Annotated in this window: 23 protein-coding genes and 1 pseudogene; 13 read left to right on the top strand and 11 right to left on the bottom strand. The window is 69.5% G+C overall.

All coding sequences use genetic code 11. From position 1 onward, the window contains the following. Positions 1 to 171 precede the first annotated feature (171 nt). Positions 172 to 1,176 carry an SDR family oxidoreductase gene (locus ACREYQ_RS28540; RefSeq protein WP_432261317.1) on the top strand — a complete coding sequence of 335 codons (1,005 nt, stop codon included), beginning with the start codon at positions 172 to 174 and terminating at the stop codon, positions 1,174 to 1,176. Between the two features lie 164 nt (positions 1,177 to 1,340). Next, positions 1,341 to 3,356 (top strand): hybrid sensor histidine kinase/response regulator, encoded by a 2,016-nt coding sequence (locus ACREYQ_RS28535; protein WP_432261316.1) that lies wholly within the window; start codon positions 1,341 to 1,343, stop codon positions 3,354 to 3,356. On the opposite strand, the gene ACREYQ_RS28530 is transcribed toward ACREYQ_RS28535, so the two are convergent. Continuing rightward, positions 3,341 to 4,387: a sigma-54 interaction domain-containing protein gene (locus tag ACREYQ_RS28530; RefSeq protein WP_432261315.1), complete on the bottom strand. Its 1,047-nt coding sequence runs from the start codon at positions 4,385 to 4,387 to the stop codon at positions 3,341 to 3,343. The two genes, ACREYQ_RS28535 and ACREYQ_RS28530, sit on opposite strands and share 16 nt — an antisense overlap. 352 nt (positions 4,388 to 4,739) lie before the next feature. On the opposite strand from ACREYQ_RS28530, the gene ACREYQ_RS28525 reads away from it, so the two are divergent. The 7 genes from ACREYQ_RS28525 (at position 4,740) to ACREYQ_RS28495 (ending at position 10,858) form a co-directional block, all read left to right on the top strand. Beyond that, positions 4,740 to 6,140: a sigma-54-dependent transcriptional regulator gene (locus tag ACREYQ_RS28525; RefSeq protein ID WP_432261314.1), complete on the top strand. Its 1,401-nt coding sequence runs from the start codon at positions 4,740 to 4,742 to the stop codon at positions 6,138 to 6,140. Between the two features lie 158 nt (positions 6,141 to 6,298). Further along, complete coding sequence (locus tag ACREYQ_RS28520; protein WP_432261313.1) at positions 6,299 to 7,249, top strand: sensor histidine kinase; 951 nt, start codon at positions 6,299 to 6,301, stop codon at positions 7,247 to 7,249. Positions 7,250 to 7,437: 188 nt separating this feature from the next. Beyond that, positions 7,438 to 7,875 carry a hypothetical protein gene (locus tag ACREYQ_RS28515; RefSeq protein ID WP_432261312.1) on the top strand — a complete coding sequence of 146 codons (438 nt, stop codon included), beginning with the start codon at positions 7,438 to 7,440 and terminating at the stop codon, positions 7,873 to 7,875. A gap of 73 nt (positions 7,876 to 7,948) precedes the next feature. After that, positions 7,949 to 8,407 carry a PRC-barrel domain-containing protein gene (locus ACREYQ_RS28510; RefSeq protein WP_432261311.1) on the top strand — a complete coding sequence of 153 codons (459 nt, stop codon included), beginning with the start codon at positions 7,949 to 7,951 and terminating at the stop codon, positions 8,405 to 8,407. 80 nt (positions 8,408 to 8,487) lie between these two features. Then, positions 8,488 to 8,742: a low affinity iron permease family protein gene (locus ACREYQ_RS28505; protein ID WP_432261310.1), complete on the top strand. Its 255-nt coding sequence runs from the start codon at positions 8,488 to 8,490 to the stop codon at positions 8,740 to 8,742. A gap of 61 nt (positions 8,743 to 8,803) precedes the next feature. Then, the gene (locus ACREYQ_RS28500) at positions 8,804 to 9,760 is read left to right on the top strand and encodes a DUF3182 family protein (RefSeq protein WP_432261309.1); all 957 of its coding nucleotides are present in this window, start codon (positions 8,804 to 8,806) and stop codon (positions 9,758 to 9,760) included. A gap of 12 nt (positions 9,761 to 9,772) precedes the next feature. Then, a complete protein-coding gene (locus ACREYQ_RS28495) occupies positions 9,773 to 10,858 on the top strand; it encodes a DNA topoisomerase IB (protein ID WP_432261308.1) in 1,086 nt (361 codons plus the stop codon). Between the two features lie 18 nt (positions 10,859 to 10,876). Here the strand turns inward: ACREYQ_RS28495 and ACREYQ_RS28490 are convergent, their stop codons facing one another. Both ACREYQ_RS28490 and ACREYQ_RS28485 read right to left on the bottom strand, forming a co-directional pair. After that, complete coding sequence (locus ACREYQ_RS28490) at positions 10,877 to 11,512, bottom strand: ParB-like protein (RefSeq protein WP_432262679.1); 636 nt, start codon at positions 11,510 to 11,512, stop codon at positions 10,877 to 10,879. A 50-nt stretch (positions 11,513 to 11,562) separates the two neighbouring features. Beyond that, positions 11,563 to 12,621, bottom strand: a complete 1,059-nt coding sequence (locus ACREYQ_RS28485) for a BON domain-containing protein (protein ID WP_432261307.1) — start codon at positions 12,619 to 12,621, stop codon at positions 11,563 to 11,565. Positions 12,622 to 12,949: 328 nt separating this feature from the next. On the opposite strand from ACREYQ_RS28485, the gene ACREYQ_RS28480 reads away from it, so the two are divergent. From ACREYQ_RS28480 to ACREYQ_RS28470, 3 genes are all read left to right on the top strand, one after another. Further along, positions 12,950 to 13,807 (top strand): SDR family oxidoreductase, encoded by an 858-nt coding sequence (locus ACREYQ_RS28480; RefSeq protein ID WP_432261306.1) that lies wholly within the window; start codon positions 12,950 to 12,952, stop codon positions 13,805 to 13,807. Positions 13,808 to 13,996: 189 nt separating this feature from the next. Beyond that, complete coding sequence (locus tag ACREYQ_RS28475; protein ID WP_432261305.1) at positions 13,997 to 14,440, top strand: hypothetical protein; 444 nt, start codon at positions 13,997 to 13,999, stop codon at positions 14,438 to 14,440. After that, positions 14,424 to 15,176 (top strand): ParB-like protein, encoded by a 753-nt coding sequence (locus ACREYQ_RS28470; RefSeq protein ID WP_432261304.1) that lies wholly within the window; start codon positions 14,424 to 14,426, stop codon positions 15,174 to 15,176. The genes ACREYQ_RS28475 and ACREYQ_RS28470 overlap by 17 nt, the downstream gene beginning before the upstream one ends. 88 nt (positions 15,177 to 15,264) lie before the next feature. Here ACREYQ_RS28470 and ACREYQ_RS28465 read toward each other — a convergent pair whose 3' ends face one another. The 5 genes from ACREYQ_RS28465 to ACREYQ_RS28445 form a co-directional block, all read right to left on the bottom strand. Then, a complete protein-coding gene (locus ACREYQ_RS28465; RefSeq protein WP_432261303.1) occupies positions 15,265 to 15,453 on the bottom strand; it encodes a DUF3008 family protein in 189 nt (62 codons plus the stop codon). 166 nt (positions 15,454 to 15,619) lie between these two features. Then, positions 15,620 to 15,778 carry a DUF3309 family protein gene (locus tag ACREYQ_RS28460; protein ID WP_432261302.1) on the bottom strand — a complete coding sequence of 53 codons (159 nt, stop codon included), beginning with the start codon at positions 15,776 to 15,778 and terminating at the stop codon, positions 15,620 to 15,622. Between the two features lie 245 nt (positions 15,779 to 16,023). Further along, positions 16,024 to 16,680, bottom strand: a complete 657-nt coding sequence (locus ACREYQ_RS28455) for a response regulator (protein WP_432261301.1) — start codon at positions 16,678 to 16,680, stop codon at positions 16,024 to 16,026. Further along, positions 16,677 to 18,704: a type IV pili methyl-accepting chemotaxis transducer N-terminal domain-containing protein gene (locus ACREYQ_RS28450; RefSeq protein ID WP_432261300.1), complete on the bottom strand. Its 2,028-nt coding sequence runs from the start codon at positions 18,702 to 18,704 to the stop codon at positions 16,677 to 16,679. The genes ACREYQ_RS28455 and ACREYQ_RS28450 overlap by 4 nt, the downstream gene beginning before the upstream one ends. A 316-nt stretch (positions 18,705 to 19,020) precedes the next feature. Beyond that, the gene (locus ACREYQ_RS28445; protein ID WP_432261299.1) at positions 19,021 to 20,190 is read right to left on the bottom strand and encodes an NAD(P)H-dependent flavin oxidoreductase; all 1,170 of its coding nucleotides are present in this window, start codon (positions 20,188 to 20,190) and stop codon (positions 19,021 to 19,023) included. Between the two features lie 174 nt (positions 20,191 to 20,364). On the opposite strand from ACREYQ_RS28445, the pseudogene ACREYQ_RS28440 reads away from it, so the two are divergent. Further along, positions 20,365 to 20,454 (top strand): annotated as a pseudogene (locus tag ACREYQ_RS28440) (U32 family peptidase); the annotation flags it as partial. A gap of 16 nt (positions 20,455 to 20,470) precedes the next feature. Here ACREYQ_RS28440 and ACREYQ_RS28435 read toward each other — a convergent pair. From ACREYQ_RS28435 to ACREYQ_RS28425, 3 genes are all read right to left on the bottom strand, one after another. Next, positions 20,471 to 22,039: a histidine kinase N-terminal 7TM domain-containing protein gene (locus ACREYQ_RS28435; RefSeq protein ID WP_432261298.1), complete on the bottom strand. Its 1,569-nt coding sequence runs from the start codon at positions 22,037 to 22,039 to the stop codon at positions 20,471 to 20,473. 262 nt (positions 22,040 to 22,301) lie between these two features. Next, positions 22,302 to 22,727: a polyhydroxyalkanoate granule-associated phasin gene (locus ACREYQ_RS28430; protein WP_432261297.1), complete on the bottom strand. Its 426-nt coding sequence runs from the start codon at positions 22,725 to 22,727 to the stop codon at positions 22,302 to 22,304. A 267-nt stretch (positions 22,728 to 22,994) separates the two neighbouring features. Next, positions 22,995 to 23,651, bottom strand: a complete 657-nt coding sequence (locus ACREYQ_RS28425; RefSeq protein WP_432261296.1) for a DsbA family oxidoreductase — start codon at positions 23,649 to 23,651, stop codon at positions 22,995 to 22,997. Positions 23,652 to 23,678 lie beyond the last annotated feature (27 nt).

Genomic DNA, 23,678 nt, shown 5'->3' with positions numbered 1-23,678 from the left:
CGGCGCCCGTCCTACAGCGGGCGGGCATGTGCTTCTTACCGGCTGTTGTAAATCTGCCGTGGCTGTGACGCCGGCCTGCCGCCGTCACAGCCGGGGCGCGACGGGAACGCTCCTTGCGAATCCCAACCGGCACGCCCGGCGCGGTGCCGGGCCTCCCCGAGGAGGCGGCAGATGAAACCGACCCTGAAGAAAATTGGCTCGCAGGTCATGGTCCTGACCGGCGCCAGCAGCGGCGTGGGCCTGGTCACTGCGCGCAAGGCGGCGCAGCAGGGCGCGCGCCTGGTGCTGGTGGCGCGCAGCGAGGGATCCCTGCATCAGCTGGCCGAAGAGCTGCGCGAGCAGGGTAGCGAAGTCATCACCGTCGTGGCCGATGTCGGCAAGCATGAAGAGGTTGCCAGGGTGGCGCAGGCCGCCATCGAACGCTTCGGTGGGTTCGATACCTGGATCAACAACGCGGGCGTCACGATTTTCGGGCGCCATTGCGATGTGCCGCTGGAAGACCAGCGGCGCCTGTTCGACACCAACTACTGGGGCACCGTCCATGGCTCGCTGGCGGCGGCAGCGCACTTGCGCGAGCACGGCGGCACCATCATCAACATGGGCAGCGAGGCGGCCGATGGCCCCATGCCGCTGCAGAGCGCCTATGCGGCCTCGCAGCATGCGATCAAGGGATTCACAGATTCGCTGCGGCTGGAACTGGAGCAGGAGCAGGCGCAGGTCAGCGTGACACTGATCAAGCCGGCGGGGCTGGAGACGCCGCTGGCCATGCACGCCAAGAATTTCCTCGATGTCGAGCCGCGCCTGCCGCCGCCGCTGTATGACCCGGCGCTGGCGGCCGACGCCATCCTGTTCGCCGCCGAGAATCCGCGCCGCGAACTGTTTGTGGGCGCGGCCGCCAAGGCGTTCTCGGCCGCCGCGTACCATGCGCCGCACACCTTCGACCGCTTCATGCGCCGCTTCATGGGCCGCGCGCAGCAGACGCGCCATCCGGCCGGTCCGATCGAGGACAATGCGCTGTATGGCAGCGGCAGCGGACTGCAGGAACGCACCGGCACCCGTGCCGCGCTGCAATCGTGTCCCTACACTGCCACGGCGCGGTATCCCATGCTGGCCACGGCGCTGGTGGTTGGCGCTTCGGCCGCGGTCGCTGCGATGGTTCAGTTGCGCAGGCGCTAGCCTGCCCGCACGACAACCGGGCGCGTCGTGACCGCGTCGCGCGCAACGGGTGGTGCATGGCGCATGGGCCGCCAACGGCTATCATGGACTCGGATGCCTGCGCTCGCGGGCATCTGGGCCTGCGCGCGGCCTGTCCCCATGCCAACCATACCGAAGGTGCGCTTATGTCCGAGCCGCAAGCGGCAAACGATGTTCGCACAACACTCACGGCCGAACCCGGGGGCCCGCCGCCGGACGCTGGCGGCCAGCTGGCGCAACAGTACCGGCGCCTGCTGGATGCGGTGGAGGACTGCGCGGTGTTCGAGATCGATGCGCGCGGGTGCATCGTGGCGTGGCCGGAGCCGGCGCGGCGCGTGTTCGGCTACAGCGCCGCGGAGATCGCCGGCCGTCATCTTTCTTCCCTGCACCGCCCCGAGGACGTTGCCGCCGGCCTGCCGCAGCAATGGCTGGATGCGGCCGCGCAGGCCGGCAGCGCGCGCGACGAGGGCTGGCGCGTGCGGCGCGGCGGCAGCCTGCTGAGCGCAAGTTGCGTCATGCGCCGCATCGGCATGGCCGATGCGGCGGGCACCGCGTGCGGCAATGGCGGCGCAACGGCAGAAGGCGTGGCCGGAGCAGGCTTTATCGTGTCTTGCCGCGATACCACGGTGCAGCTGGCCGCCTCCGAGCATGCGCGGCTCGCAGACGACCGGTTGCGGCTGCTGGCCGAAAACCTTCCCGGCACGGCGGTATGCGAGCTTGACCTCGACGGCACCATCCGCAGCTGGAACGTCGGCGCGCAGGCACTTGCCGGTTACGCCGCGGCGCAGGCGCTGGGCCAGCCGCTGGCATGCCTCTACACGCGCCAGGATGCCGCCGCGGGACGCGACCGGGCCGCGCTGGACGCCGCGCGCGCTTGCGGGCAATGGGCCGGCGACGAGCGCCTGGCACGCCAGGACGGCTCGGTGGTGCGCTGCCATACGCGCATGGTGCTGGTGCGCGACGCGGCAGGCTGCCCGACCGGGCTGCTGTGGACCGCGCGCGATCTCAGCGATGCGCTGCGGCTGGAAACGCTCGAAGCCGGCAACCGCCGGCTGCAGTCCTTCCTGGCCATCCTGGCGCACGAACTGCGCAATCCGCTGGCGCCGGTGCGCAATGCCGTAGAAGTGATCGCGCTGACCCCGGACACGGCGCCGCGCGTGCGCCGCTGCGCGGAGATCATCGAACGCCAGCTGCGCCAGCTGGAGCGGCTGGTGAACGACCTGCTCGACGTGGGCCGCGTGACCGCCGGCAAGATGAAGATAGAGCTGACCCGGACCTCATACAACGACGTGGTGATCACCAGCATCGAGGCGATCCGCCCCATGCTGGAGGCGGCCGGCCTGCAACTGGTGGTGTCGCTGCCGCAAACTTCGCCCTACGTGCGCGCCGATGCCGCGCGGCTGGGGCAGGTGTTGCTGAACCTGCTCAGCAACGCCGCCAAGTACACGCCGCGCGGCGGTACCGTCAGCGTGCGTGTGAGCGTGGAGCCGGCGCGCGTGGTCACGGCGGTTTCGGACACCGGCCGCGGACTGGAGCCCGCCGCGCTGGATCGCATCTTCAATCTGTTTGCGCAGGAGAACGACACCGGCAGCCCCAGCGGGCTGGGCATCGGGCTGGCCCTGGCCAAGGCCATGGTGGAAGCGCACGGCGGCGCGATCCAGGCCGACAGCGCCGGTGCGGGCAAGGGCAGCACCTTCACGGTGATTCTGCCGCGCGCCACGGCGCGCCCGCCCGAGGCCGGCACGCTGCCACCCGGGAAGATGCCGCGCCGGCGCGTGCTGGTAGTGGACGACAATGCCGATTCGGCCGACAGCATGGCGGAACTGCTGACCATGCTCGGCCACGAGGCGCGCGCCGCCCACGGCGGCCAGCAGGCGCTGGCCGTGGCCTCCGAATTCCGACCGGACTGCGTGCTGCTGGACCTGCATATGCCCGACATGTCGGGCTATGAAGTCCTGCAGGCGTTGCGCAAGGCTTGCGGCGGCCGCGCGGTCCAGTTCCTGGCGCTGACCGGGCGCGGCAGCGCCGAGGACCAGCGCCGCAGCAAGCTGGCCGGCTTCCATGCGCACCTGACCAAGCCACTGGCGATCGATGCGCTGTCGCGCGCGCTGGCCACGCCGCTGCCGGCAAGCCCCAGGTCGCCGCCTCACAGGGAACGGTAGGCGTCCAGGCGGTTGTACAGCGTCTTCAGGCTGATGCCCAGGGCACGCGCGGCCTGGCGCTTGTCGCCGTCAAAGCGCGCCAGCGTGGCCATGATGATTTCGCGCTGGGTGTCGGCCAGCGTGGTGCCGACGCGCACGTTGACCACGCCGTCGACCGTGGTGGGCCGCGGCGGCTGCGAGACCAGGTTGGGATTGCCGATCTCCACGACCTTGTCGGCCAGGATGAAGGCGCGGTAGACCGCGTTCTTCAGCTCGCGCACATTGCCGGGCCAGTCGTAGCGGACCAGCCGGTCGAGCGAGCCTGCCGAGAAGGATTTGTCGGTGCGCTCCATGGCGTTGTATTCGGCCAGGAAGTGGCGTGCCAGCGGCAGGATGTCCTCGGGCCGCTCGCGCAGCGGCGGGATATGCAGCGGAAACACGGCCAGCCGGTACAGCAGGTCTTCACGCAGCTGGCCGCCGCGCACCGCCTCGACCGGGTCGCGGTTGGTGGCTGCCAGGATGCGCACGTCGGTGGTGATCGGCGTATCGCCACCGACACGGTGGAAGGTGCGGCCCTCCAGCACGCGCAACAGCTTGATCTGCATCTCGAGCGGCATTTCGGTGACTTCATCGAGAAACAGCGTGCCGCCCTGCGCCTGCTCGAAGTAGCCGGCCTTCTGCTCGATCGCGCCGGTAAAGCCGCCTTTCTCATGGCCGAATAATTCGGACTCGATCAGGGTGGGCGGGATGGCGCCGCAGTTGACAGCGACAAAGGGGCCGTTGTGGCGGGCGCTGCGCTCATGGACGGCGCGCGCTACCACTTCCTTGCCCGAGCCGCTTTCCCCTACCGCCAGCATGGTGACGTCGGTGGGCGCCACGCGCTCGACCTGGGCCAGCACGCGCTGCATCGCGGGCGATGTGCTTTCCCGCAGCAGCGACACCTGCGACGGCATGGCCCGGCGGGGCGCGGTGTCGCCTGCCGGCGCAGCCGTGCCGGCAGGCTGGCTTGAAGCGGGAGCGGCATTGCTGCGCCGCGGTGTGCTGGCTGTCACTGGCGCGCTGGCGGCCGATGCTCGCGATGGAGACTCGGTTCGGGTGCGGTTGTCGGGAGAAGTTCCTATGCTAGCTCTTGCCGGGAGGGGTTGCCATAGTTGCGCGGACCCGCGCGGAGAGTTCCGACCCCTTTGTCAGACGGACACCGGCAAACGACCGTGCCTGCCCGGGCTTAGACTTGCAGTACGCAGTGTGGACCAGCCGTGTGGACCAGAGTCCGCAGCCAAAGCCGGGCCGCGCCCTGTGCCGTCGTGCCCGCCACGCATGGAGCGTGCCGACGGACGTCCCCTCCGGAAGCAGGTGCCCCATCGGCTTTGGCCAAGTTTCGATTAGGTCTCACTGACGGATCGTATGCCCCACATCCTGATTGTCGATGACGACGAAAACGCATGCGCCGCGCTGGCTGAAATCGTGGCCATGGAAGGCTTCACCTCGGCCACCGCCGGCACCTTGCGCGAAGCGCGGCTGCAGATCGGCTGGCGCATGCCAGAGGCGATCGTGGCTGACCTGCGCCTGCCGGACGGCAACGGCATGGAACTGTTCGAAGAAGTCGGCGCCGCTGGTGTCGAGGTCATCCTGACCACCGGCTACGCGAGCGTGGAAAGCGCGGTGGAAGCGCTGCGCGCCGGCGCGACCGATTACCTGGTCAAGCCCATCAACGTGGCGCGCCTGCAGACTGTGCTCAAGCGCCTGGCCACCACGGGCGAGCTGCGCGCGGAGATCCATTCGCTGCGCGGCGAACTGCGCCGCTATGGCCGCTTTGGCCGGCTCATGGGCAGTTCCGAGGTGATGCAGGTGGTCTACGACCAGCTCGCGCGCGTGGCGCCCACCGAAGCCACCGTGCTGCTGATCGGCGAAAGCGGCACCGGCAAGGAGCTGGCCGCCCAGACCGTGCACGAGCTGTCTTCGCGCCGGCGCCAGCCGTTCCTGGCGGTCAATTGCGGCGCGATCTCGCCCACGCTGATCGAAAGCGAGATGTTCGGGCACGAGCGCGGCAGCTTTACCGGCGCGGACCGCCAGCACAAGGGCTATTTCGAGCGCGCCGACGGCGGCACCCTGTTCCTGGACGAGATCACCGAGATGCCGGCCGAGTTGCAGGTCAAGCTGCTGCGGGTGCTGGAGACCGGCACCTTCATGCGCGTGGGGACCAACCGCGAATGCCATGCCGAGGTGCGCGTGCTGGCCGCCACCAACCGCAACCCCGAGGAGGCGGTGGCCGACGGCAAGCTGCGCGCCGACCTGTTCCACCGCCTCAATGTGTTCCCGGTGGAACTGCCGCCGCTGCGCGCGCGCGGCGACGACGTGATCCAGATCGCCAACATGATGCTGGAGCAGCTTAACGCCGAGCAGGGCACGCAACGCCGCTTTGCGCCCAAGGTGCTGGACGGCCTGCGTCTGCACGCCTGGCCCGGCAATGTGCGTGAGTTGCGCAACTTTGTGCAGCGCGCCTTCATCATGGCCGATGACGACCTCATCACCGAAGTGCAGGTGCCGCTGCAGGTCGCGTCCACGCAGGCACCGGGCGCGGCGGTAGTGTCGGTGCCGGTGGGCATGTCGCTGGCCGACGCCGACCGCCAGCTGATCTTTGCCACGCTCGAACAGTGCGCCGGCGTGAAAAAGCATGCAGCGGAGATCCTGGGGATCAGCCTGAAGACTTTGTACAACCGGCTGGAAGATTATGCCGCCCGTGGAGAATTGCCGGAGTGGCTGCGCGCCTCGCGCAACGACACGGGCTCGTCGGCAACCGGGTGACGGCGAGCGCGAGGGCTTGTGGCTATGGGGATGGCGGGTTTCGGGGGTACAAGCCTGGCGCCGGCTGCGGCTCGCGCAGCACGTTTCTTGCTTCGCATTGCAGCAACCCCGGCCAATCCGGCCTGTTATGCCCACCGGCCGATGCGGCCGACATGCACATGACGCAGCAATCCCCGCAGTCCGGGCTGCCGGACGCTACTGACCCGTCTGCCGAGGCTTCGCGCATCGCGAATCCAATCAATGCGGATCCAGTCAAAGCCGACGCGCTCGACGCGCAAGCCCCCGGTATTGGCAGCGCCGAGGCCGTGCGCACCGTGCAGGAGGTCAGCGCGCTGATCGAGCAGTCCGCGCACGATCTGCGCTCGTCGCTGAACGCCATCCAGAGTTGGGCCTATGTACTGGACCGCGCCTTCGATGCCGCGCCGGCGCCGGCACAGCGCGCGCTGGACGGCATCCGCTCCGGCATGCAGCAGCAGCTGGCGCTGATCGAGGAAATGGAGGAAGCGGTGCGGCTGCTGGCCGACGAGAGCACGCCGGGCTGGCAGCACATTGACCTGCTGGCGCTGGTCGCCCAGGCCATTGCCGACCGCCGCGCCGCGGCCGACGCGCGCGGCGTGCTGCTGTCTGCGCTGACCACGGACGGCGCTGCTGCAGGATCGCCCCCATCTTGCAATGCGCAGCAATCGCAGGATGCGCCGCAAGCGCCAGGCTTGTTGGCAAGCGCCTTTGGGATCGACGGCGACCCCGTGCGCCTGGCCCCGCTGCTGCGGCATCTGCTGATGCACTGCATCTGGCGCGCCCCGGCCGGCGGCGCGGTCAGCGTGCACCTGTCCAGCGAGGCCGAATGCGTCAAGCTGCGCATTACCGAAAGCCCGCCGCTGGACCCGCAGCGCAGTGCGAGCCGGCTGGCAGCGCTGACGGATTTCTTCGGCCGCCGGCCGGCGCAGGGCGGCGCGCCCCCGTCCCGGCAAAGCAGCGCCTTGCTGCTGACGCGCCGCATGGTGGAGATGCACGGGGCTGCGGTGAGCGCGGAGACCGACGGCTGCGACAGCGACAAGATCAGCGTCTGCATTGCCGTCAGGTTCCCGCGCCACATGCGCCGCGCCTGACGCGGCGCACACCGGTGTAGTTTTTACCTGCGTGGCGCCATCGCTACGCGTACCGCTTGCCCGACAGGGCGGCCGCTCACGCCATGCATCGCGTTGACGGCACACCGGCCGGTGGCCTCCCGCATGGCCCGCGTCTGTCTGGCCCGCCCCTTGCATGGATGAGTGACCCAACCAAGGAGGGAACAACCATGCCCAAAGCCAGCCGCAAGTCCGCCCGGGACGGGCAGGCTGCTCACAAGCCGTCCGGGGCGAAAGCCGCGAAGTCCGCCAAGGCCGCAAAGTCAACCAAGGCCATGGCATCCGCGAAGCCTGACAAGTCGCAGGCCGCCCGCATGAGCGGTCCGTCTGCGGGCAAGGCCAGCGCGGGCAGCAAGCCAGCCGCCGGCGGCAGGCAGCGCAGCAAGGAAGCCAGGACCTATCAGGCCGCCGTGGACGATTCGCTGGAGATGACATTCCCGGCCAGCGATCCGATCTCGCCGAGCGCAGCCATGCATGCCGAGAAGAAGACGCAGACCGCGCGCGATGACGTCGACTGGAAGCTCAGGCGAGGCAGCGAGCACCAGCCCGCGGGGGCCAAGCCGGCCGCCCAGCGCAAGGGCGCATCGGCCAAGCCGTCCAAGCGCTGAAGCGCGCGTCATCGCCGGCCGCTTCGCAGCTTCTCCACCCTGCCCGCAAAGGAAACGCCAAAAGGAGGCATCCATGAACCCAGTCCAACCAGAATCCCACGGCGAACAGCCGCACGGCGCATCCATCGTCGGCGGCATTGACCGCGATTCCCCGGGCCCCGGCCCGTTTGTGATGGCAGCCGATACGCTCGAAGGCAACAAAGTGGTTGACCCTGCCGGCGACGATATCGGCACCATCGACCACATCATGATCGACGTGCTGGGAGGGCGCGTCGCCTACGCCGTGCTGGCGATGGGCGGCTTCCTCGGCATCGGCGAGAAGCTCTTTGCGTTGCCGTGGTCCGCGCTGACGCTGGATACGCGGCGCAAGTGCTTCGTGCTCGGCGTCGAGCGGGACCGGCTCAAGGCAGCGCCGGGGTTTGACAAGGACCACTGGCCCACCATGGCGGATTCGCAGTGGGCGACCAGCATCCACCAGTACTACGGGGTTTCGCCATATTGGGAGGCGGACCGGTATGACCCATGGGGCTGAGCCATTGACCTGAAGCCGGGGGAGCGAGGCGCCGGAGGCAGGTCCGGCGTTTCGCTTTTTCGGCGCGCCGTTCAGGACTTGTGATTCCTCTGCCCAAGGCCGCGGTCGCCGTCCGCCTGAAGCTCAATGAGCTGCTCGCCTCGCACCGTGATGCCAGCCACGTGCTGGGGTCGATCGAGGAACTGGACGAGGAAGAGCTGCGCCAGCTTGTGAATTTCTATCGCCACCTGGCCGAACTGGCCGACAAGGAAGCCGGCATCAAGTCGAGCCATTCGCTGGACGAGGCGCGGACTGCCGGCAGCAGTCCGGCTACTGCCACGGTGGCAGGGTCCTAGTGTCGGCAGAGGGCCTCCTTCCAAAGACGCCTGAGCGACGCCCAGCATATAGGAGCCGGCCGTGACCGGATCAAGCAAGGCGATAAAGCGAAAACCGCCGCCGACGGCGGCGAGCGTGGCCCCAGCGCCGTCGAGCCGTCGGCCGGTGATGGCCTATGGCTGCGAGACCCTGTCCCAGGCTGACTGCCACCACGGCACGACCCTCGCCAATATTGCCCGCAAGGTCGCGGAAATTGCGGGCCTGCCCTTTGCCGGCTCTTACACCATGCCGGATGCCAGACAGCCCGTGCCGTACCTCGTGCCGGCGCACACCCTGGTGGGGCGCGAGCTGGCCGATGCCCTGGGCGTGCAGTGCGAAGGCGATCTCTTCGGCGGGCTGGTGCCACATGCGTTCGTGGCCACCAAGGCGATCACGCATGGCCTGGTGGCGCCCGGCGCCGCGGCTCCGCCCGGCTGGTCCGACGCCTTTGTGCAGCGCGTGGTGGGGGCTACGCTGCCAGGCTTTGCCGCCTTCGCGCTCAGCGATGCGCGCATCGCGGCACTGCGCCTGCTGGCGCTGGGGCCAGTCCGGCTGAAGGACACGCGCGGCGCCGGCGGGTTGGGCCAGTGGGTGGTCGACAGCGAACACGCGCTGGACGAGGCGCTGGCCGCACTGACGCCTGAGAGGGTGGAAAGCCACGGCCTGGTGGTGGAGCGCGACCTGGACGCGCCGCAGACCTACAGCGTGGGCAAGCTGGCGCTGGCCGGCTTGCAGGCCTGCTACTGCGGCACCCAGTGGCTGACCGCCCACAACCGCGGGCAACAGGTTTATGGCGGCTCCAGGCTGACCGTAGTGCGCGGGGGCTTCGACGCGCTGCTGGTCAACTGGCTGCGTGAAATGGTCACCGCGGCCCGTGCCGGCCCGGTTACCGCCGAGGCCGCGGCAGCGCCGGCGCCGCCAAAGCCAGCGCCGCCCGAACCCGATGCCGGGCTGGAGACGCCGCAGCCAGAGCCGGCCAGCGCCCCGGGCGCGTCCTAGCATCGCCCGCGCATGGACAGCACGCCGCCGGGCACCGAAGCCACTGCCACCCTCGACACGGTGCTGCGCGACGCGGGGCTGCGCTATGTCGACGACTGCAGCCCGGGCATTACGCGCCGGCGGCACGGCAGCGGCTTCAGCTATGCCGGCCCGGACGGCAAGCGTGTGCGCGACGCTGCCACGCTGGCGCGCATCGCCGCGCTGGCGATTCCGCCCGCCTACGAATCGGTCTGGATCTGCCCGGACCCGCGCGGCCACCTGCAGGCCACCGGGCGCGATGCGCGCGCACGCAAGCAGTATGTCTACCACCCGCAATGGGCCACGCTGCGCGACACGGACAAGTATGCGCGGCTGGCGGCCTTCGGCGCCGCGCTGCCGCGCCTGCGCGCGCGCGTGACGCGCGACCTGCGCCGCAACGGCATGCCGCGCGAGAAAGTGGTGGCCGCGGTGGTGCTGCTGCTCGATGCCACGCTGGTGCGCGTGGGCTCGCCGCGTTACGCACGGCATAACCACACCTACGGCCTGACCACGCTGCGCCGCCGCCACGTGACGGTGCGCGGCAGCCGGCTGCGCTTCCAGTTCACCGGCAAGAGCGGCATCAGCCACGACGTCTCGGTCAATGACCCGCGGCTCGCGCGCATCGTGCGCAATTGCGCCGACCTGCCCGGCCAGTGCCTGTTCAAATATCGCGACACCGATGGCGAAATCCGCGAGATCGGCTCGGCGGACGTCAACGCCTACCTGCAGGAAGTCACCGGCGGAGGCTTCACCGCCAAGGATTTCCGCACCTGGGCCGGCAGCGTGCATGCGCTGGCGATCCTGCGCAAGTTGCCCGCGCCTGCCAGCGAGACCGCACGGCGCAAGGCAGTGACTGACGCTATCCGCGAGGTGGCGGGACAGCTGCGCAATACCATTGCGATCTGCCGCAAGTGCTACGTGCACCCCGATGTCATCGATGCCTACCTTGCCGGCGCGCTGCAAGCGGGCGGGCGCGCGCCATGCGCGACGCGCCTGCGCGCGGACGAGGCGCGGCTGCTGCAACTGCTGGGATCCGGGCCGCACGCCATCAGCAACGGCAAGGGCGGCGGGAACGGGTGACCCCCGCTCACCCCGCCATCAGCACCGCAACGCGCCGATATACCCCGGCAGATCCCGCGCCTGCGCCGAGTGGGCCAGCCGGAAGGCGCACACCAGCGCGAACGCGAAGTGATGCGGCGTGTCAAAGGGGCCGGGCACGTGGCGCCGGAAGAAGTCGGCCCAGCGGAAGTCCAGATATGCCGTCTTGACCTTGCGATAGCCGCCAGCGAGCTGCACGAAGGCCTCCAGGCTGCGATACGGGTCGTCGCGCATGTCGTGGATGGCCTCGGGCAATTCGGTCAGCGGGCGCCGGCGGCCCTGCTCGTCGTAGGGATGGACCATATGGTTGGCCACCATATGGCGCCAGAATGCGGGCACGTCCATGTCGCTCAGGTCGGCCCGCACGATGGCTGGCACCTGCGTCAGCCCCAGGTCATGCCAGGCGCGCACCCAGTGATGGTGGTCGACCACGTACAGCGTTTGTTCCGGACCGATCACCACGTGCACGCGGTGCCGGTCCAGGAAGGCAGCGCGGTACTCGGGCGGCACGCGCCGCGTGACATGGACCTTCTGCGCGACGTGGTAGCCGCCTACCGTGATCTGCGTCGGGTGCAGCGCCTCCAGCGGCACCATCAGCTTGCTGTCTGGCGCGAGCTTGCGCGGCGCGCGGCGCATGCCGGAGCGCGCGGCCCGCGCTCGCGCCTGGGCGGATGGCATCGTCGGGCTCAACTCTTGTTCAGCACACGGTCCGGCAACGTACCGCTGGCCGAGGCGGTGCCCGAAGCGCCAGCCGACTCATCGCCGCCCACTTCGGAACCCGCGGCCCATGCGGTGCCGGGCTGGCGCTGCACGCGCAGGTGGTTGTCCACCTCGGCCACGCCGAATACCGCATCGGCGATCTCCTCGACCACGTATTTCTCGCGGCGCTCGCGCACGGTGCCGTCCAGCGTCACCACGCCGTCGGCAACTTCCACGCTGACCTCGCCCACGTCGACATACGGGTTCATGGCCAGGCGCTCGCACACATCCTCGCGCACGCGCTCGTCAGAGCGGCGATAGCCCTTGGGGCCGACCGCGCGGCGCCCGGCATGCAGGCCGCCTTGCGGCCCGCTTGCGCCCGCCTGCGCCGCGTAGGGCGTGCGGCGGCGGTAGCCTGGATCGTCCGGATAGACGCGCTGGCCGCCGCTGTAGGACTGGCCGCCGCTGGCGGCGTCGCCAAAATAGCCGCCGCCATAGCTGGGCTGTCCGCCGCGCTGCGCGCGGTCGTGCTCGCTGCCTTCGCGCCAGTGCATGGCGCGTCCGCCGCGTTCGCCCCAGTCTTCGTCGCGTTCACTGAGTCCGCTGCGGCGTCCGCGCGGGCCGAAGCGGTCTTCGTCGCCATAGCCGTAGCCCGATTCGCGTTCCTCGTTGCGGTAGCCGCCATAGCCGCCGCTGTATGGGTGGCCGGTGCCGCCGATGTCGGCAGCGCCGTAGCCGCGCTCGCCCCAGCTGCCACGCTGCTGGCCCGCGGGCGTGTCCTGCTGGGGCCAGGGGCCGCCGTGGCGCGCGGACTCGCTGCCGCGTCCCTGTTCGTTACCTCGCTGCTCACTGCGGCTTTCATAGCCGCCATAGTGGCTGCGGCGCTCGCCGCCGCTCTCGCCGCGCCAGTCCTCGCCCCATTCCTGTCCCCAGTCCTCCGAGCCGCTGCCCCGGCTCTCGTCGCGCAAGCGTTGCGCCTGGCTGCGTTCGCGCCGCTGCGCTTCGGGGCGGCTGCGGCTGCCGCGGTCATTGCGGAAGTTGAACATATCTGCCTCCTGGCTGTGGGGCCCCCGGGGTCAGGGCACTGCTTGCCAGGCAAGTGCGCCGCGCGCCGGAGGCCGTTGACGTTGATGCCTTCCAATGGCCGCAAAATCCGTGCCCCGGCGCGGTGGCGGAGCCGCTCAGCCTGGCCGGATGGCGCGCTGTAAGGATTGCCGGGCGATGTAAGGGTTACGGGCAGCACGGCAGTCTTGCCACCGCAAGCCATGGCGGCGCTGCGGGCTGCAGCCTCGCGGCGTGCGGCATGGAACTTGCGCGCCACCCGGGCAACTTTGTATGGGCCGCGACGCGCGGCCTTGCAGCCAGGAGACCGCCATGTCCACGCTTAACAGCGTCCCGCCCCAGCATCAGTCACGCCAGCCCGGCCTGGAATCCGCGATGCAGCCGCAGCCGGACAGCGGCGCGGACGACTACGTGGGCAGCGGGCGCCTCAACGGACGGGTAGCGCTGGTTACCGGCGGCGACAGCGGCATCGGCCGCGCCATTGCGGTGGCCTTTGCGCGTGAAGGCGCCGACGTCGCCATTGCCTATCTCAACGAGCATGCCGACGCGCGTGAAACCGTCGGACTGGTCGAGGCGGCCGGGCGCAAATGCCTGGCGATTGCCGGCGACCTGGGCGACCACACCCATGCCGAAGCGGTGGCGCGGCAGACGCTGCAGCAGTACGGCAAGCTCGACATCCTGGTCAACAACGCTGCAGAGCAGCACCCCAAGGCTTCGCTGGAAGAGGTCGATGCCAGCCAGCTGGAGGCCACCTTCCGCACGAACGTCTTTGCGATGTTCCACTTGACGCGTGCCGTGCTGCCGCACCTGAAAGCCGGCGCGTCGATCCTGAACACCGCCTCGGTGACCGCTTATCGCGGCAGCGAGCACCTGGTCGATTACTCTGCCACCAAGGGTGCGATCGTGTCCTTCACGCGCTCGCTGGCGCTGCAGGTGGTTGAGCGCGGCATCCGCGTCAACGGCGTTGCCCCGGGGCCGATCTGGACCCCGCTGATCCCGTCGACCTTCACCGCGGAGGAAGTCGGGCAGTTCGGCAGGCAGACGCCCATGGGCCGCCCCGGCCAGCCGTTCGAGGTGGCGGGGGGGTTTGTGTTTCTGGCGTCGGACGCGGCCAGCTATATCACCGGGCAGATCCTGCACATCAACGGCGGCGAGGTCGTCAGCGGCTGACGCGCCGGGCCGGCGCGGGTGGGGGCGCATGTAGTTCCGGGGCCGCCTTTGCAAATATTGCATGCGCCGGCGGCTTTCGTTGCGCGGCATGCGCTTCGTGGGCACTGGCCGCCATTCCGCAGTGCAGGCGTGGCTTTTGCAAGACGGATGGCAGCAGGCACAACCAATCGAAGTTTTCAGGAAGCCATCATGTCATCGATCGTAGCGGGACGTTTCGAAACGCTTGCCAGTGCCGAGGACGCGGCGCGGACCCTGTTCGCGCGCGGATTCTCCATATGGGACGTATCCATCATGTCGGTGCCGCAGGACGGTGCCAGCCACATGGCCGCGGACAAGCCGGCCGACAACGTCATGCTGGCTGCGTGCGTCAACAACGGGCTGGGTTCGGTGGCGGTGGACGTGCTGCGCGAGGCCGGCGCCAGCAGGCTGGAGCGCGCGCAAGCGCACTGGGAATGCGGGCAGTGGACGGACTTCGATCCCGCCTGGCGTGGCGAGCCCGTGCATGATGGCGAGGGCGAGTTCTGGCCGCGCCCGCTGGCCAGCGAGGCGGTTGCCGAAGAGAGCACCGGCAACGAAGACCCGGGCAGCGAGCTGGAGCACTTCGTCAATCAGAAACGTGTCGAGCACGACTGACCGTCGCGCCGGGCCGGGCGACCAGAGCGAAGCGGGCACGCCCCTCGCCTTGCCGCGCAGCAAGGCCATCGCCGAACTGGCGCGGCTGCGCCCGACCCAGCTGACACTGGGCTACATCCACGTCTGCCACAAGATGGAAGTCACGCAGCGCCATGCGTGTCTGAAAGATCTCGAGGCGCTGCGGCGCTTCATGCGTGGCCATCGCATCAAGACCGTGGCCGGGCCGGGCGGGGAGCTTTACATCGTCGACCACCACCACTGGGCGCGCGCCTGGCTGGACCTTGGCTACCAGTGGGCGCCGGTGCTCGTGCTGCAGGATTTCAGCCGCCTGGGCGCGGCGGCGTTCTGGAAGCGGATGCGCCGTCTCGGCCATGTCCACCCCTACGACGAGCGCGGCAAGCGGCTCGGCCCCAAAGCCTTGCCGTCGACGGTACGCGGCATGCGCGATGATCCCTATCGCAGCCTGGCTGCCTTCACGCGGGAAGCGGGTGCGTACCGCAAGCCCGGCAGCGCGTATGGCGACTTTTGCTGGGCCGGTTTCCTGCGCGACCGCGTGGAGCAGGAACTGGGCAGTATCGCGGGCTTCGGGCTGGCGTTGGCCGAGTCGATCAAGCTGGCGCGCAGCGCCGGGGCCCGGCGCTTGCCGGGCTATTGCGGGGGGGCGGTGGCAGGAAGGGTGGAGAAGGCCGCGAAGGCGGCCAAGGTCGGGAAGGGCAGGAAGGCCGGCGCCGGATAGGCACAGGGCAGGCGTGCGCCTGCCCTGTGTTTTCAACTACCCTGTGTCAGGGTCTCCCGGCCTCCCGCAAGAGTCCGGCGCCTGTGGATCAGCTGTCCGACTTGTGCTTCGCCATGCCCTTGGTCTTGGTCGAAGCCATCTTGTCGAGTTCCTTGTCGCTCATCGACTTGACCATCGAGCGTGAAGGTCCCTTCAGCGATCCGGCCTTCTTTTCGCCGCGCTTTGCGGAGAGCGCCGCTCCGGCGGCCTGTTGTTGCGCCTTGGATTTTGCTGGCATCTGAGTCTCCTTGCGAAGAGTGGACAGGACCGGGCGATGCAGCGGTGCACGCCCGCGCTTTGTTATAGGTCCCAGGCGCGGCCGCTACAAGCGGTAGCGGCGCGCGCAGCCTCCTGTGCCAGCGCGGCCCGCCGGCCGGCGTGCATCGCCCGCTGCGCGCCGGGCGCTATATCCGGCCCAGCACCACCAGCAGCAGCACGATCAGGACGATCAGGCCCAGGCCGCCGCTGGGCCAGTAGCCCCAGCCGGTACTGTACGGCCAGGCCGGCAGTGCGCCGAGCAGCAGCAAGACAAGAATGATCAGAAGGATGGTGCCGATTCCCATGGCGTGCTCCTTGTTCGTGGATCGGGGAAGCCGCAAGGCTTCCGGACCGAGGCGGCTCCGGGGAGCCATCCGCCTGAATTCAGCGTAGATCAAGGGGCGCGGGCATCCTCCCGGGCAGGGGCTGATATCGGTGTAGGAATCGGACGACGCCTGGCGCATCAGGGGTGGCGTGCCGCGCCGCATGACCGCGGTGGTGCCGGCGCTACCCGTACCGGCGGCTCTGCGGCAGCACTGCGAAGCCGCGCTCAGCCTGTGGCGTTCAGCCCGTGTTCGACGGCATAGACCGCTACCTGCACCCGGCTGGCCAGGTTGAGTTTCTTCAGGATGTTCTGCACGTGGATCTTGACCGTGCTTTCGGCCACGCCCAGGTCGCGTGCGATCTCCTTGTTGCTTGCGCCGCGCGCCAGGCCCTGCACGATCTCGCGCTCGCGCGCGGTCAGCCGCGGCGTTTCATCCTGGCGTGGCGCGGCGGCCGGCGCGGGCGCCCGGAACTGCGCCACCAGCTTGGCCGTCATGCTGTCGGAGATCACCGGCTCGCCGGCGGCGGCGCGGCGGATGCCGGCGATCAGCGCCTCGGTCTCGATATTCTTGATCAGGTAGCCACGTGCGCCGCCGCGCAGCGCGGCGGCCAGTTCCTCGGCTTCCTCGGACACCGTCAGCACGATCACGGCCGTCTGCGGCAGGTCTTCCACCAGCAGCTGCAAGGCCTCCAGCCCGGACAGCCCGGGCATGTTCAGGTCCAGCAGGATCACGTCGGGGCGGTGCCGCTTGGCGCGCTTGATGCCTTCCACGCCGTCGGCGGCCTCGTCGACGATCTCGAAGTCGGCCTGCCGCTGCAGCAGCGCGCGGATGCCCGAGCGGAACAGGGTGTGGTCGTCGATCAGCAGGATGCGGATGGTCATGGCTGGGTCTCGGTTGTGCTGGGGGGGCTGGTGGAGCGTTCCGGGATCGTGGCGGCCTGCTTGCCGGCCGGCAGCACCAGCTCGATGCGCACGCCGCTGCCGGGGCAGGCCCGCACATGCAGTTGCGCGCCCAGGCGCGCGGCGCGCTCGCGCATGATGTTCAGGCCGATATGGGCGTCGGCGCGCGTGGCGAGCTCGTCCGGATCGAAGCCCTCGCCGTCGTCCTGCACCACCAGCCGGAAGGCGCGGCCATGGCTGAGCGCCACCGTCACGTGCGCCGCCATGGCGTGCTTGCGCACGTTGGAGAGCGCCTCCTGCAGGATGAACAACACCTGCAGCTGCTGCTCCGGCGACAAAGGCCACGCGCGGCCGTTTTCATCGATGGCCAGCGTGGCCTCGGTGCGGCATTGCCGGCGAAAGCGTCCAACGGTCTCTTCCACCGCCGGGCGCAACTCGCCGGTGCCGAGCCGCGAGCGGAAGTTGTTGAGCAGCTCGCGCACGTCCTGGTAGCTCTCTTCCACGCCATGGCGCAGCATCGGCACCAGCTCGCGGGTCTCGTCCAGGTCGTCGCGCGCCACTGCGTCGTCCAGCAGCTGCACCTGCAGGTTCAGGTAGTTCAGGCCCTGCGCAATGCTGTCGTGCAGGCCCTGCGCCACCAGATTGCGCTCTTCCACCACGGCCAGCTGGCGCGCCGTGGCGGACAGCCGCAGGTGTTCCAGCGCGGTGCCCAGGTGCTGCGCCAGCGTCTGCAGCAATTGCCGGTCCGACGGCGGCAGCCTGCGCGGCGCGCGGAAATGCAGCGCGAACATGCCGGTGGCGCCGCGCTGGCTTTCGATGCGGAATGCCGCCAGCGACCGGAAGCCTTCGCGGCCGCATGGCGTTTCCTCATGCGCGCTGGGGCCGGCGCGCTGCGCCGCGCGCAGGTCGGCGATGGCGATTACGGCCTCGCGCGTGGCGTCGCCGCAATGGCAGGCGCTGGCCGAGGCGCAGGCGTCGGCTTCGGCCAGCTCGGCGGGCAGCCCCGCCGCCGCCAGCAGGCGCATCCTGCCGTGCCGGCTGTCCAGCCCCCGCACGCTGCCGCCATCCGCGTCGAACTGGCGCGTCACGCGCGCCAGGAAGCCTTGCGCCATGGCTTCGGCATCGACGGCCTGATTCAGGAAGGCGGCCATCTCATACAGGGTTTCCAGGTCACGGTTGTGGCGCTCCAGCTCGGCGGTCTTCTGCGCCACGCGGGTCTCGAGGTCGTGGTACAGACCCTGCAGCTCGCCGGCCATGCGGTTGAAGCCTTCGCTGAGCGTGCCGAACTCGTCGCGGCTTTCCACCGGCAGGCGCAGCGAGAACTCGCGCGCAGCCATGCGCCGCAGGCCATCCTGCAACCGCAGCACCGGCAGGATGATCCACAGGTAGAGCAGGTAGATCACGGCCACCGTGCCCAAGCAGGCCATCAGTGCCAGGGCGATCTGCGACAGGCGCAGCAGGTCGGTCTTGCGTGCGCTGTCGTGTTCGATCATGCCCACCAGGCGGTCGGCCTCGGCGACAAAGCCCGGCAGCGCGGCAATGTATCTGTCAGAGACGCTGGCCGGCATTGCGCCATCACCGGTGCCAGTCACCGCCAGCGGCCGCAGCCGTTGCTGCCAGTCCTCGGTGACGCGGGCCATCTGCGCGTGGATGGCGGGCTCGTCCGGCAGGAACAGCGGCCGCGCCGCGTCGCCCTGCTTCAGCAGGGCCAGCGTGGCGTCCAGCGCCCGCAACTGCGCGGCAAGGTCATTGTCCTGGCGCGCCTGCGCCAGCGTCAGCACGATCGCCACGCGGTTGGCGCGCATGCGCAGGCTGCCGGCATCGTTGATCGCGGCACCGGCGCCTTCCAGCTTCCAGGACAGCCACAGGGTGCCGGAGATCATGCCCAGCACCACCAGCAGCACAGCCAGCGAGAGCGCAATGATGCGCGTGGAAAGGCGATGGCGCAGGGCAGGCAACGCATACGCCGCCGTAGCGCTGGCGGCAGGAGGATCGGTTTCGGACATGGCGGTATCGGGGGCTACCTGTCGGGGGAGCCGGCGCGGGCATGGCCGCGCGCTGGCGTTGAAAGGGATTTTCCCTGCGCGGGGGGCGGGGCTTACTGCGCCAGATCAATAAAACCGGGCTTCGGTGTCTTGCATGTGCGGTTGGCGACGCCGGAGGATGCCGTCCCCCGCCAATCCCGTCACGTCGTGATATATCGGACGGATTACCGCCGCACCCGGATTGCTGACAGAGTCTGCATGCTGCTGGTGTGCTCCCTCTCCCGCAAGCGGGAGAGGGAGCACACAAACGGTTGTCCGGAGGCCGAAGCAATTGCCGTCAGGCCGGCGCGGGTGCCGGCACCAGTCCCGCAGGCTTTTCCCCCGTCAACAGGTAGTGCATCAGTTCCGCCACCGGCCGGATCGCCTCGCCGAAGGGCAGCGCGCCCCGGCCGCGGAAGAACAGGCCGCGCTCCACATCGCCGCGCACCGCTTGCGCCAGCTTCAGGTCGATGCAGAACTGGCCGATGCGGGCAATGCCGTCGCGCAGCCCGCAGGCCTGCAGGCAATCGAACCCTTCCAGGCACTCGCGCGCGCGCGCGCGGCGCTGCAGGCGCGCTTCGCTCGACAGGTAGCGCGACAGCCACGGGGTCAGCACCGCGCGCGCGGGCAGCCCCGCCACGCTGGTGAACTCGCGCAGGGTTTCCGGCCGCGCCGTGGCCAGCACTTGCTTGAAGGCCGGGTGGGCATCGCATTCCGTGGTCACGGCGAAAGCCGTGCCCAGCTGCACCGCGGCGGCGCCTTCGCCCAGCCAGTGGCGCACCTTGGCGTGGCTGTCGATGCCGCCGGCCAGGATCAGCGGGATGCTGTCCCAGGCCAGCCCCAGTTGCGCAAACAGCTCGCGGCACTCGGACAGCACGCGCGAGAACGCGAAGCGCGGCCCGGACAGGTCCTGGATGGTGGCCGCGCCCAGGTGGCCGCCGGCGTGCGCCGGGTGCTCGACCACGATGGCATCGGGCAGCCGGCCCTTCTTCATCCAGCGGCGCAGCACCAGGCCGATGCCGCGCGCCTCGGACAGGATCGGGATCAGCGCCACCTTGGGGTGGCCGGCGGTCAGCTCGGGCAGATCCAGCGGCAGCCCGGCGCCCATGACGATGGCATCGGCGCCGCTTTCGCATGACTGTCGCACCAGCGCGGCATGCGAGCCCACGGCCTTCATCACGTTGACGGCGATCAGCCCGCGCCCCTCGGACGCTGCGCGCGCCGCGCGGATCTCGCGATCGAGCGCCTCGAGGTTGGCGGCTTCGATGGCGGGCTTGCCGCGGCTGCCGCGCGTGCGTGCCATCAGGTCGGGGTGGTGGTGGCGCAGGTCGATGCTGGCGATGGTGCCGACGCCGTTCTCGCGGGCCACGGCGCCGGCCAGCCGGTGGGCCGAGATGCCGATGCCCATGCCGCCCTGCACGATGGGCAGCAGGCGGCGGCCGGCCAGCTTGAGCCAGGGTTGATCCATAGACGGGTCTCCATAAGGGGGTGGGGCGCGGGGCCGGCAAGCGGCCCGGCGCAGGAACGACCGGGCAAGCGTGGCACAGCGGCTCGGGCCCGCGTTTGCCGCAGGTCAAGCGCGCAGGGGTGGCCCGCCATCGGCCTACGCCAACCGGCATAGGCCGGCGCGGGCGGTGTGCCGCTGGCGCAGATCGGCAAGCTGGCGCGCCAGACCCGCGTGGAGCTGGAGGTGTTCGGCTTTGGCAGCCTGTGTGTGATGGCCGAGGGGCGCGGCGTAGCGATGCCGCTCAGGCGTCGTCGTCCAGCATGAAGCGGTTGCGCCCCGCGCGCTTGGCGCCGTACATCGCGCTGTCGGCGCGGTGCAGCAGTGGCTCCAGCCGCGGCGCTTCGGGCACGGTCCAGACCGCGCCCACGCTGATGGTGACCACCGGCTGCACCGGCGTGCCGTTGTGGGCAATGCCCAGGTCGCGCACGGCGGCCACCATGCGGCGCGCCACGTCGCGGGTCTCGTTGCGCGTGGCGCCGGGCAGCACCGCCGCGAATTCCTCGCCGCCCAGGCGCGCGCAGAATTGCTCGCCGGACAGCGTGCCGCACAGGGCGCCGGCAATCTGGCGCAGGCAGTCGTCGCCGGCCACGTGGCCGTGCAGATCGTTGTATTGCTTGAACTGGTCCACATCCAGGATCAGCAGGCCCAGCGCCTGGCTGCGCTCGCATGCACGGGTCACGGCCGCGATCGATTCGCGCTGGAAGTAGCGCCGGTTGCGGATGCCGGTCAGGGCGTCGATATCCAGGTCGGCCTGCACCTGCCACAGCTGCTCTTCGGTCTGGCCGAGCCGCGCGGTCAGGGCCAGCTCGCGCGACTGGAAACGGCTGATGTCGCGCAGGAACAGCAGGTTGCCGATCTGCCTGCCGTCCAGGCGGCGCACTGGCTCCGCGGTCAGTTCGAACGGCGAGCCCGGCGGCTGGAACGGTGCGCCGGCTGCCCGGGCGGCGTGGGCAGGCCGCAGCGCCGGGTCCCAGGCTGCCGGCAGGCGCAGTCCGCGCCGCAACGCCGGGCACTGCCGCGCCGCGGCCGGGTTGAAGGCCACGATCATTTCCTTCCTGTCGACGATGACGCAGCCTTCGCCCAACGCATCGAACACGCGCAGCCGCGCATAGTGGACGATGTCATCCAGGTGCGTGCGCAGCGCACAGAACCAAAGCAGTGCGACCATCAGCGAAAAGGTCGCCGGCGTCAGGTCGCCGCCGAACGGGCCGGTCCAGCGCAGGATGTAGGCAATGTGCGCCGCCATCGGCAACAACAGGCCCGCGGCCAGGATGGTGCGCCCCCGGTGCGACAGCGTGTCATTGGGCACCTTGGCGGTGACCAGGAAATACAGGCTCAGCGCCAGCAGCAGGTAAGTCCAGGCCGCAGCGATGGCATAGCCCGCACCATGTTCGAAGACCGCGCCTGGCGCGACGCCGGGCGGCATCAGCGTGATCCGCCGCCAGATCAGGTGGTGGTGCTCGTTGGTGAACACCAGCACCACGGTGATCACGGCCGCCAGCACTGGCAGGAGCAGCCAGGACCATGGCACGACATGGCGCGGGCGGCTCAGGTGCACCATCGCCACCAGCCAGCCGATCGGCACGGCCACGATCCCCACATATTGGACCTTGGCCCAGAGGATGCGGCCCGCCAGGTCGGCTGAGCTGAGCTCGAGCAGGCGGCCCCCGCTCCAGACTGCCGCGCCGAGCGCCAGCACCAGGAACGCCTGGACGGTCGGATCGTCGCGCCGCGGCCAGGTGGCAATGGCCATGCCGATACAGGCGACCACGGCGACGGTTAGCAGGAGAACCAGGGAATATAAGGGCATTGAAGGCGGAGCGCGTCCCGAGACCTGGGCGCTCGTCCCGCCGCACGGCAAGGCGCACGCGCCTGGTGCGGCGATCCGCAGTCTCGTCAGCCAGCATGATACCGGGCCACGCGGCAGGCTTGGCTGAGGGTGCGCCGATGCAACAGGTCGCCCGGTGGGCGCGCCCGGCCGGCAATGGGGGTGCCCGGCGTGGCCCTACGGCATACAGCCAGGCGTACCGGTGTGAAGAGGGGGGTGAAGAAGGGGGTGAAGCGGCGCCGGATCAAGCCGGCCGCGGCGTCTCGCGCACCTGCCAGAAGGGGATATCGGTGACGCCCTTCTGCATGTCCTGCCAGTCAGGCATCAGGCCCCGCGTCAGCAGGTGGCCCCAGGCGTCTATCCACTTCTGCTGGGCGCGGGCGTACAACTCCAGCATGGCCGACGCATAGTGCAGCGGGCTGCCGAGCAGCGGCAGCTCGAGGGCGATCTCGCGCGCGTACATGGCCTCGGGCTCCTGCGCCACCATCTTGCCCATGGCATCGAACTGGATGTCTTCGAACATGGTGCGGGCGAACTCCAGGTTGAGTTCGGCCATGCGGCGCCAGTTGTCCGCCAGCCCGGCCTCCATGGCCTCGACCTGGTGCACGCCGGAGAAGAGGGTGGGAAACGGCCAGAAGCCGAGCGGCCAGAAGGCTTGCATTGCGGTCATGATCACGGGAAGCTCCGGTGGTGGGCGTGCGCGTAGGCCGGGCGGCCTTCGGACTAGCTTATGCGGTAACGACGCGCATCGCCAAGTCGGCATCCTGGCACCCCAATGTGTCATTCCTTTGCATACCGGCCGCCTGGCCAGTGCTGGCATCGGTGCCTGGCGGGCGAGCCACTTGCGTATAGGGGTCATACGGATACGCATATGGGCCTGGGAACAAGCGTTATGTCGGAATGTATATGGCGCTTGCACCGCAGCGGGCAGTAGCGACTAGCCCTGCGCCTGCTGCGCCTCGGCAACGATCTCCCGGATGGCCTGCTCGAAGGCCTCCACCGGCTGCCCGCCGGTGACCAGGTAGCGGTTGTTGAAGATGATGGACGGCACGGACTGGATGCCCATGCGCTGGTATTCCTGGATTTCCGCGCGCACCGCATCGGCATAGTCATCGCCTTCCAGCACCTTGCGCGCTGCCGCGGCATCCAGGCCAGCAGCCTGTGCGGCCTGGGCCAGCACGTCATGATTGCTTGGGTCCTTGCCGTCGGCATGGTAGGCGCGCAGCAGCGCCAGCTTCAGTGGCAGCTGCTTGCCTTGCAATCCTGCCCAATGCAGCAGCCGGTGGGCATCGAAGGTGTTGTAGACATGGGTGCGCTGGCCAAAGGGAAAGCCCACGGCGGCGCCGCGCTCGCCGATCATGGCCTGGGTTTCAGCGATCTGGGCCGGGGTGCGGCCGTATTTTTTGCCGAGATAGTCGACGATTGTCTCGCCCTCGGGGCGCATGCCCGGGTTGAGTTCAAACGGATGCACGACAATTTCGGCATCCACCGTATCGCCCAGGCGCTGCAGCGCGAGTTGCAGCGAAGACAGGCCGATGGCGCACCAGGGGCAGGCGATATCGGAGACGAAGTCGATCTTGATGGGTTGGGGCATGGCTACTCCTGGCATGGGCGGGGGGCG

This window comes from Cupriavidus sp. TMH.W2, from assembly GCF_050847365.1.
Lineage (GTDB): Bacteria > Pseudomonadota > Gammaproteobacteria > Burkholderiales > Burkholderiaceae > Cupriavidus.
This window is presented reverse-complemented; position numbering and strand designations above follow the sequence as displayed.

Excerpts from the sequence above, each read along its gene's own strand:
- ACREYQ_RS28480 (WP_432261306.1), top strand. The coding sequence starts at position 12,950 with ATGTCCACGCTTAACAGCGTCCCGCCCCAGCATCAGTCACGCCAGCCC.
- ACREYQ_RS28535 (WP_432261316.1), top strand. The coding sequence starts at position 1,341 with ATGTCCGAGCCGCAAGCGGCAAACGATGTTCGCACAACACTCACGGCC.
- ACREYQ_RS28475 (WP_432261305.1), top strand. The coding sequence starts at position 13,997 with ATGTCATCGATCGTAGCGGGACGTTTCGAAACGCTTGCCAGTGCCGAG.
- ACREYQ_RS28425 (WP_432261296.1), bottom strand. The coding sequence starts at position 23,651 with ATGCCCCAACCCATCAAGATCGACTTCGTCTCCGATATCGCCTGCCCC.
- ACREYQ_RS28525 (WP_432261314.1), top strand. The coding sequence starts at position 4,740 with ATGCCCCACATCCTGATTGTCGATGACGACGAAAACGCATGCGCCGCG.
- ACREYQ_RS28430 (WP_432261297.1), bottom strand. The coding sequence starts at position 22,727 with ATGACCGCAATGCAAGCCTTCTGGCCGCTCGGCTTCTGGCCGTTTCCC.
- ACREYQ_RS28465 (WP_432261303.1), bottom strand. The coding sequence starts at position 15,453 with ATGCCAGCAAAATCCAAGGCGCAACAACAGGCCGCCGGAGCGGCGCTC.
- ACREYQ_RS28515 (WP_432261312.1), top strand. The coding sequence starts at position 7,438 with ATGCCCAAAGCCAGCCGCAAGTCCGCCCGGGACGGGCAGGCTGCTCAC.
- ACREYQ_RS28540 (WP_432261317.1), top strand. The coding sequence starts at position 172 with ATGAAACCGACCCTGAAGAAAATTGGCTCGCAGGTCATGGTCCTGACC.
- ACREYQ_RS28450 (WP_432261300.1), bottom strand. The coding sequence starts at position 18,704 with ATGTCCGAAACCGATCCTCCTGCCGCCAGCGCTACGGCGGCGTATGCG.
- ACREYQ_RS28520 (WP_432261313.1), top strand. The coding sequence starts at position 6,299 with ATGACGCAGCAATCCCCGCAGTCCGGGCTGCCGGACGCTACTGACCCG.
- ACREYQ_RS28495 (WP_432261308.1), top strand. The coding sequence starts at position 9,773 with ATGGACAGCACGCCGCCGGGCACCGAAGCCACTGCCACCCTCGACACG.
- ACREYQ_RS28460 (WP_432261302.1), bottom strand. The coding sequence starts at position 15,778 with ATGGGAATCGGCACCATCCTTCTGATCATTCTTGTCTTGCTGCTGCTC.
- ACREYQ_RS28490 (WP_432262679.1), bottom strand. The coding sequence starts at position 11,512 with ATGCGCCGCGCGCCGCGCAAGCTCGCGCCAGACAGCAAGCTGATGGTG.
- ACREYQ_RS28435 (WP_432261298.1), bottom strand. The coding sequence starts at position 22,039 with ATGCCCTTATATTCCCTGGTTCTCCTGCTAACCGTCGCCGTGGTCGCC.
- ACREYQ_RS28455 (WP_432261301.1), bottom strand. The coding sequence starts at position 16,680 with ATGACCATCCGCATCCTGCTGATCGACGACCACACCCTGTTCCGCTCG.
- ACREYQ_RS28445 (WP_432261299.1), bottom strand. The coding sequence starts at position 20,190 with ATGGATCAACCCTGGCTCAAGCTGGCCGGCCGCCGCCTGCTGCCCATC.
- ACREYQ_RS28510 (WP_432261311.1), top strand. The coding sequence starts at position 7,949 with ATGAACCCAGTCCAACCAGAATCCCACGGCGAACAGCCGCACGGCGCA.
- ACREYQ_RS28485 (WP_432261307.1), bottom strand. The coding sequence starts at position 12,621 with ATGTTCAACTTCCGCAATGACCGCGGCAGCCGCAGCCGCCCCGAAGCG.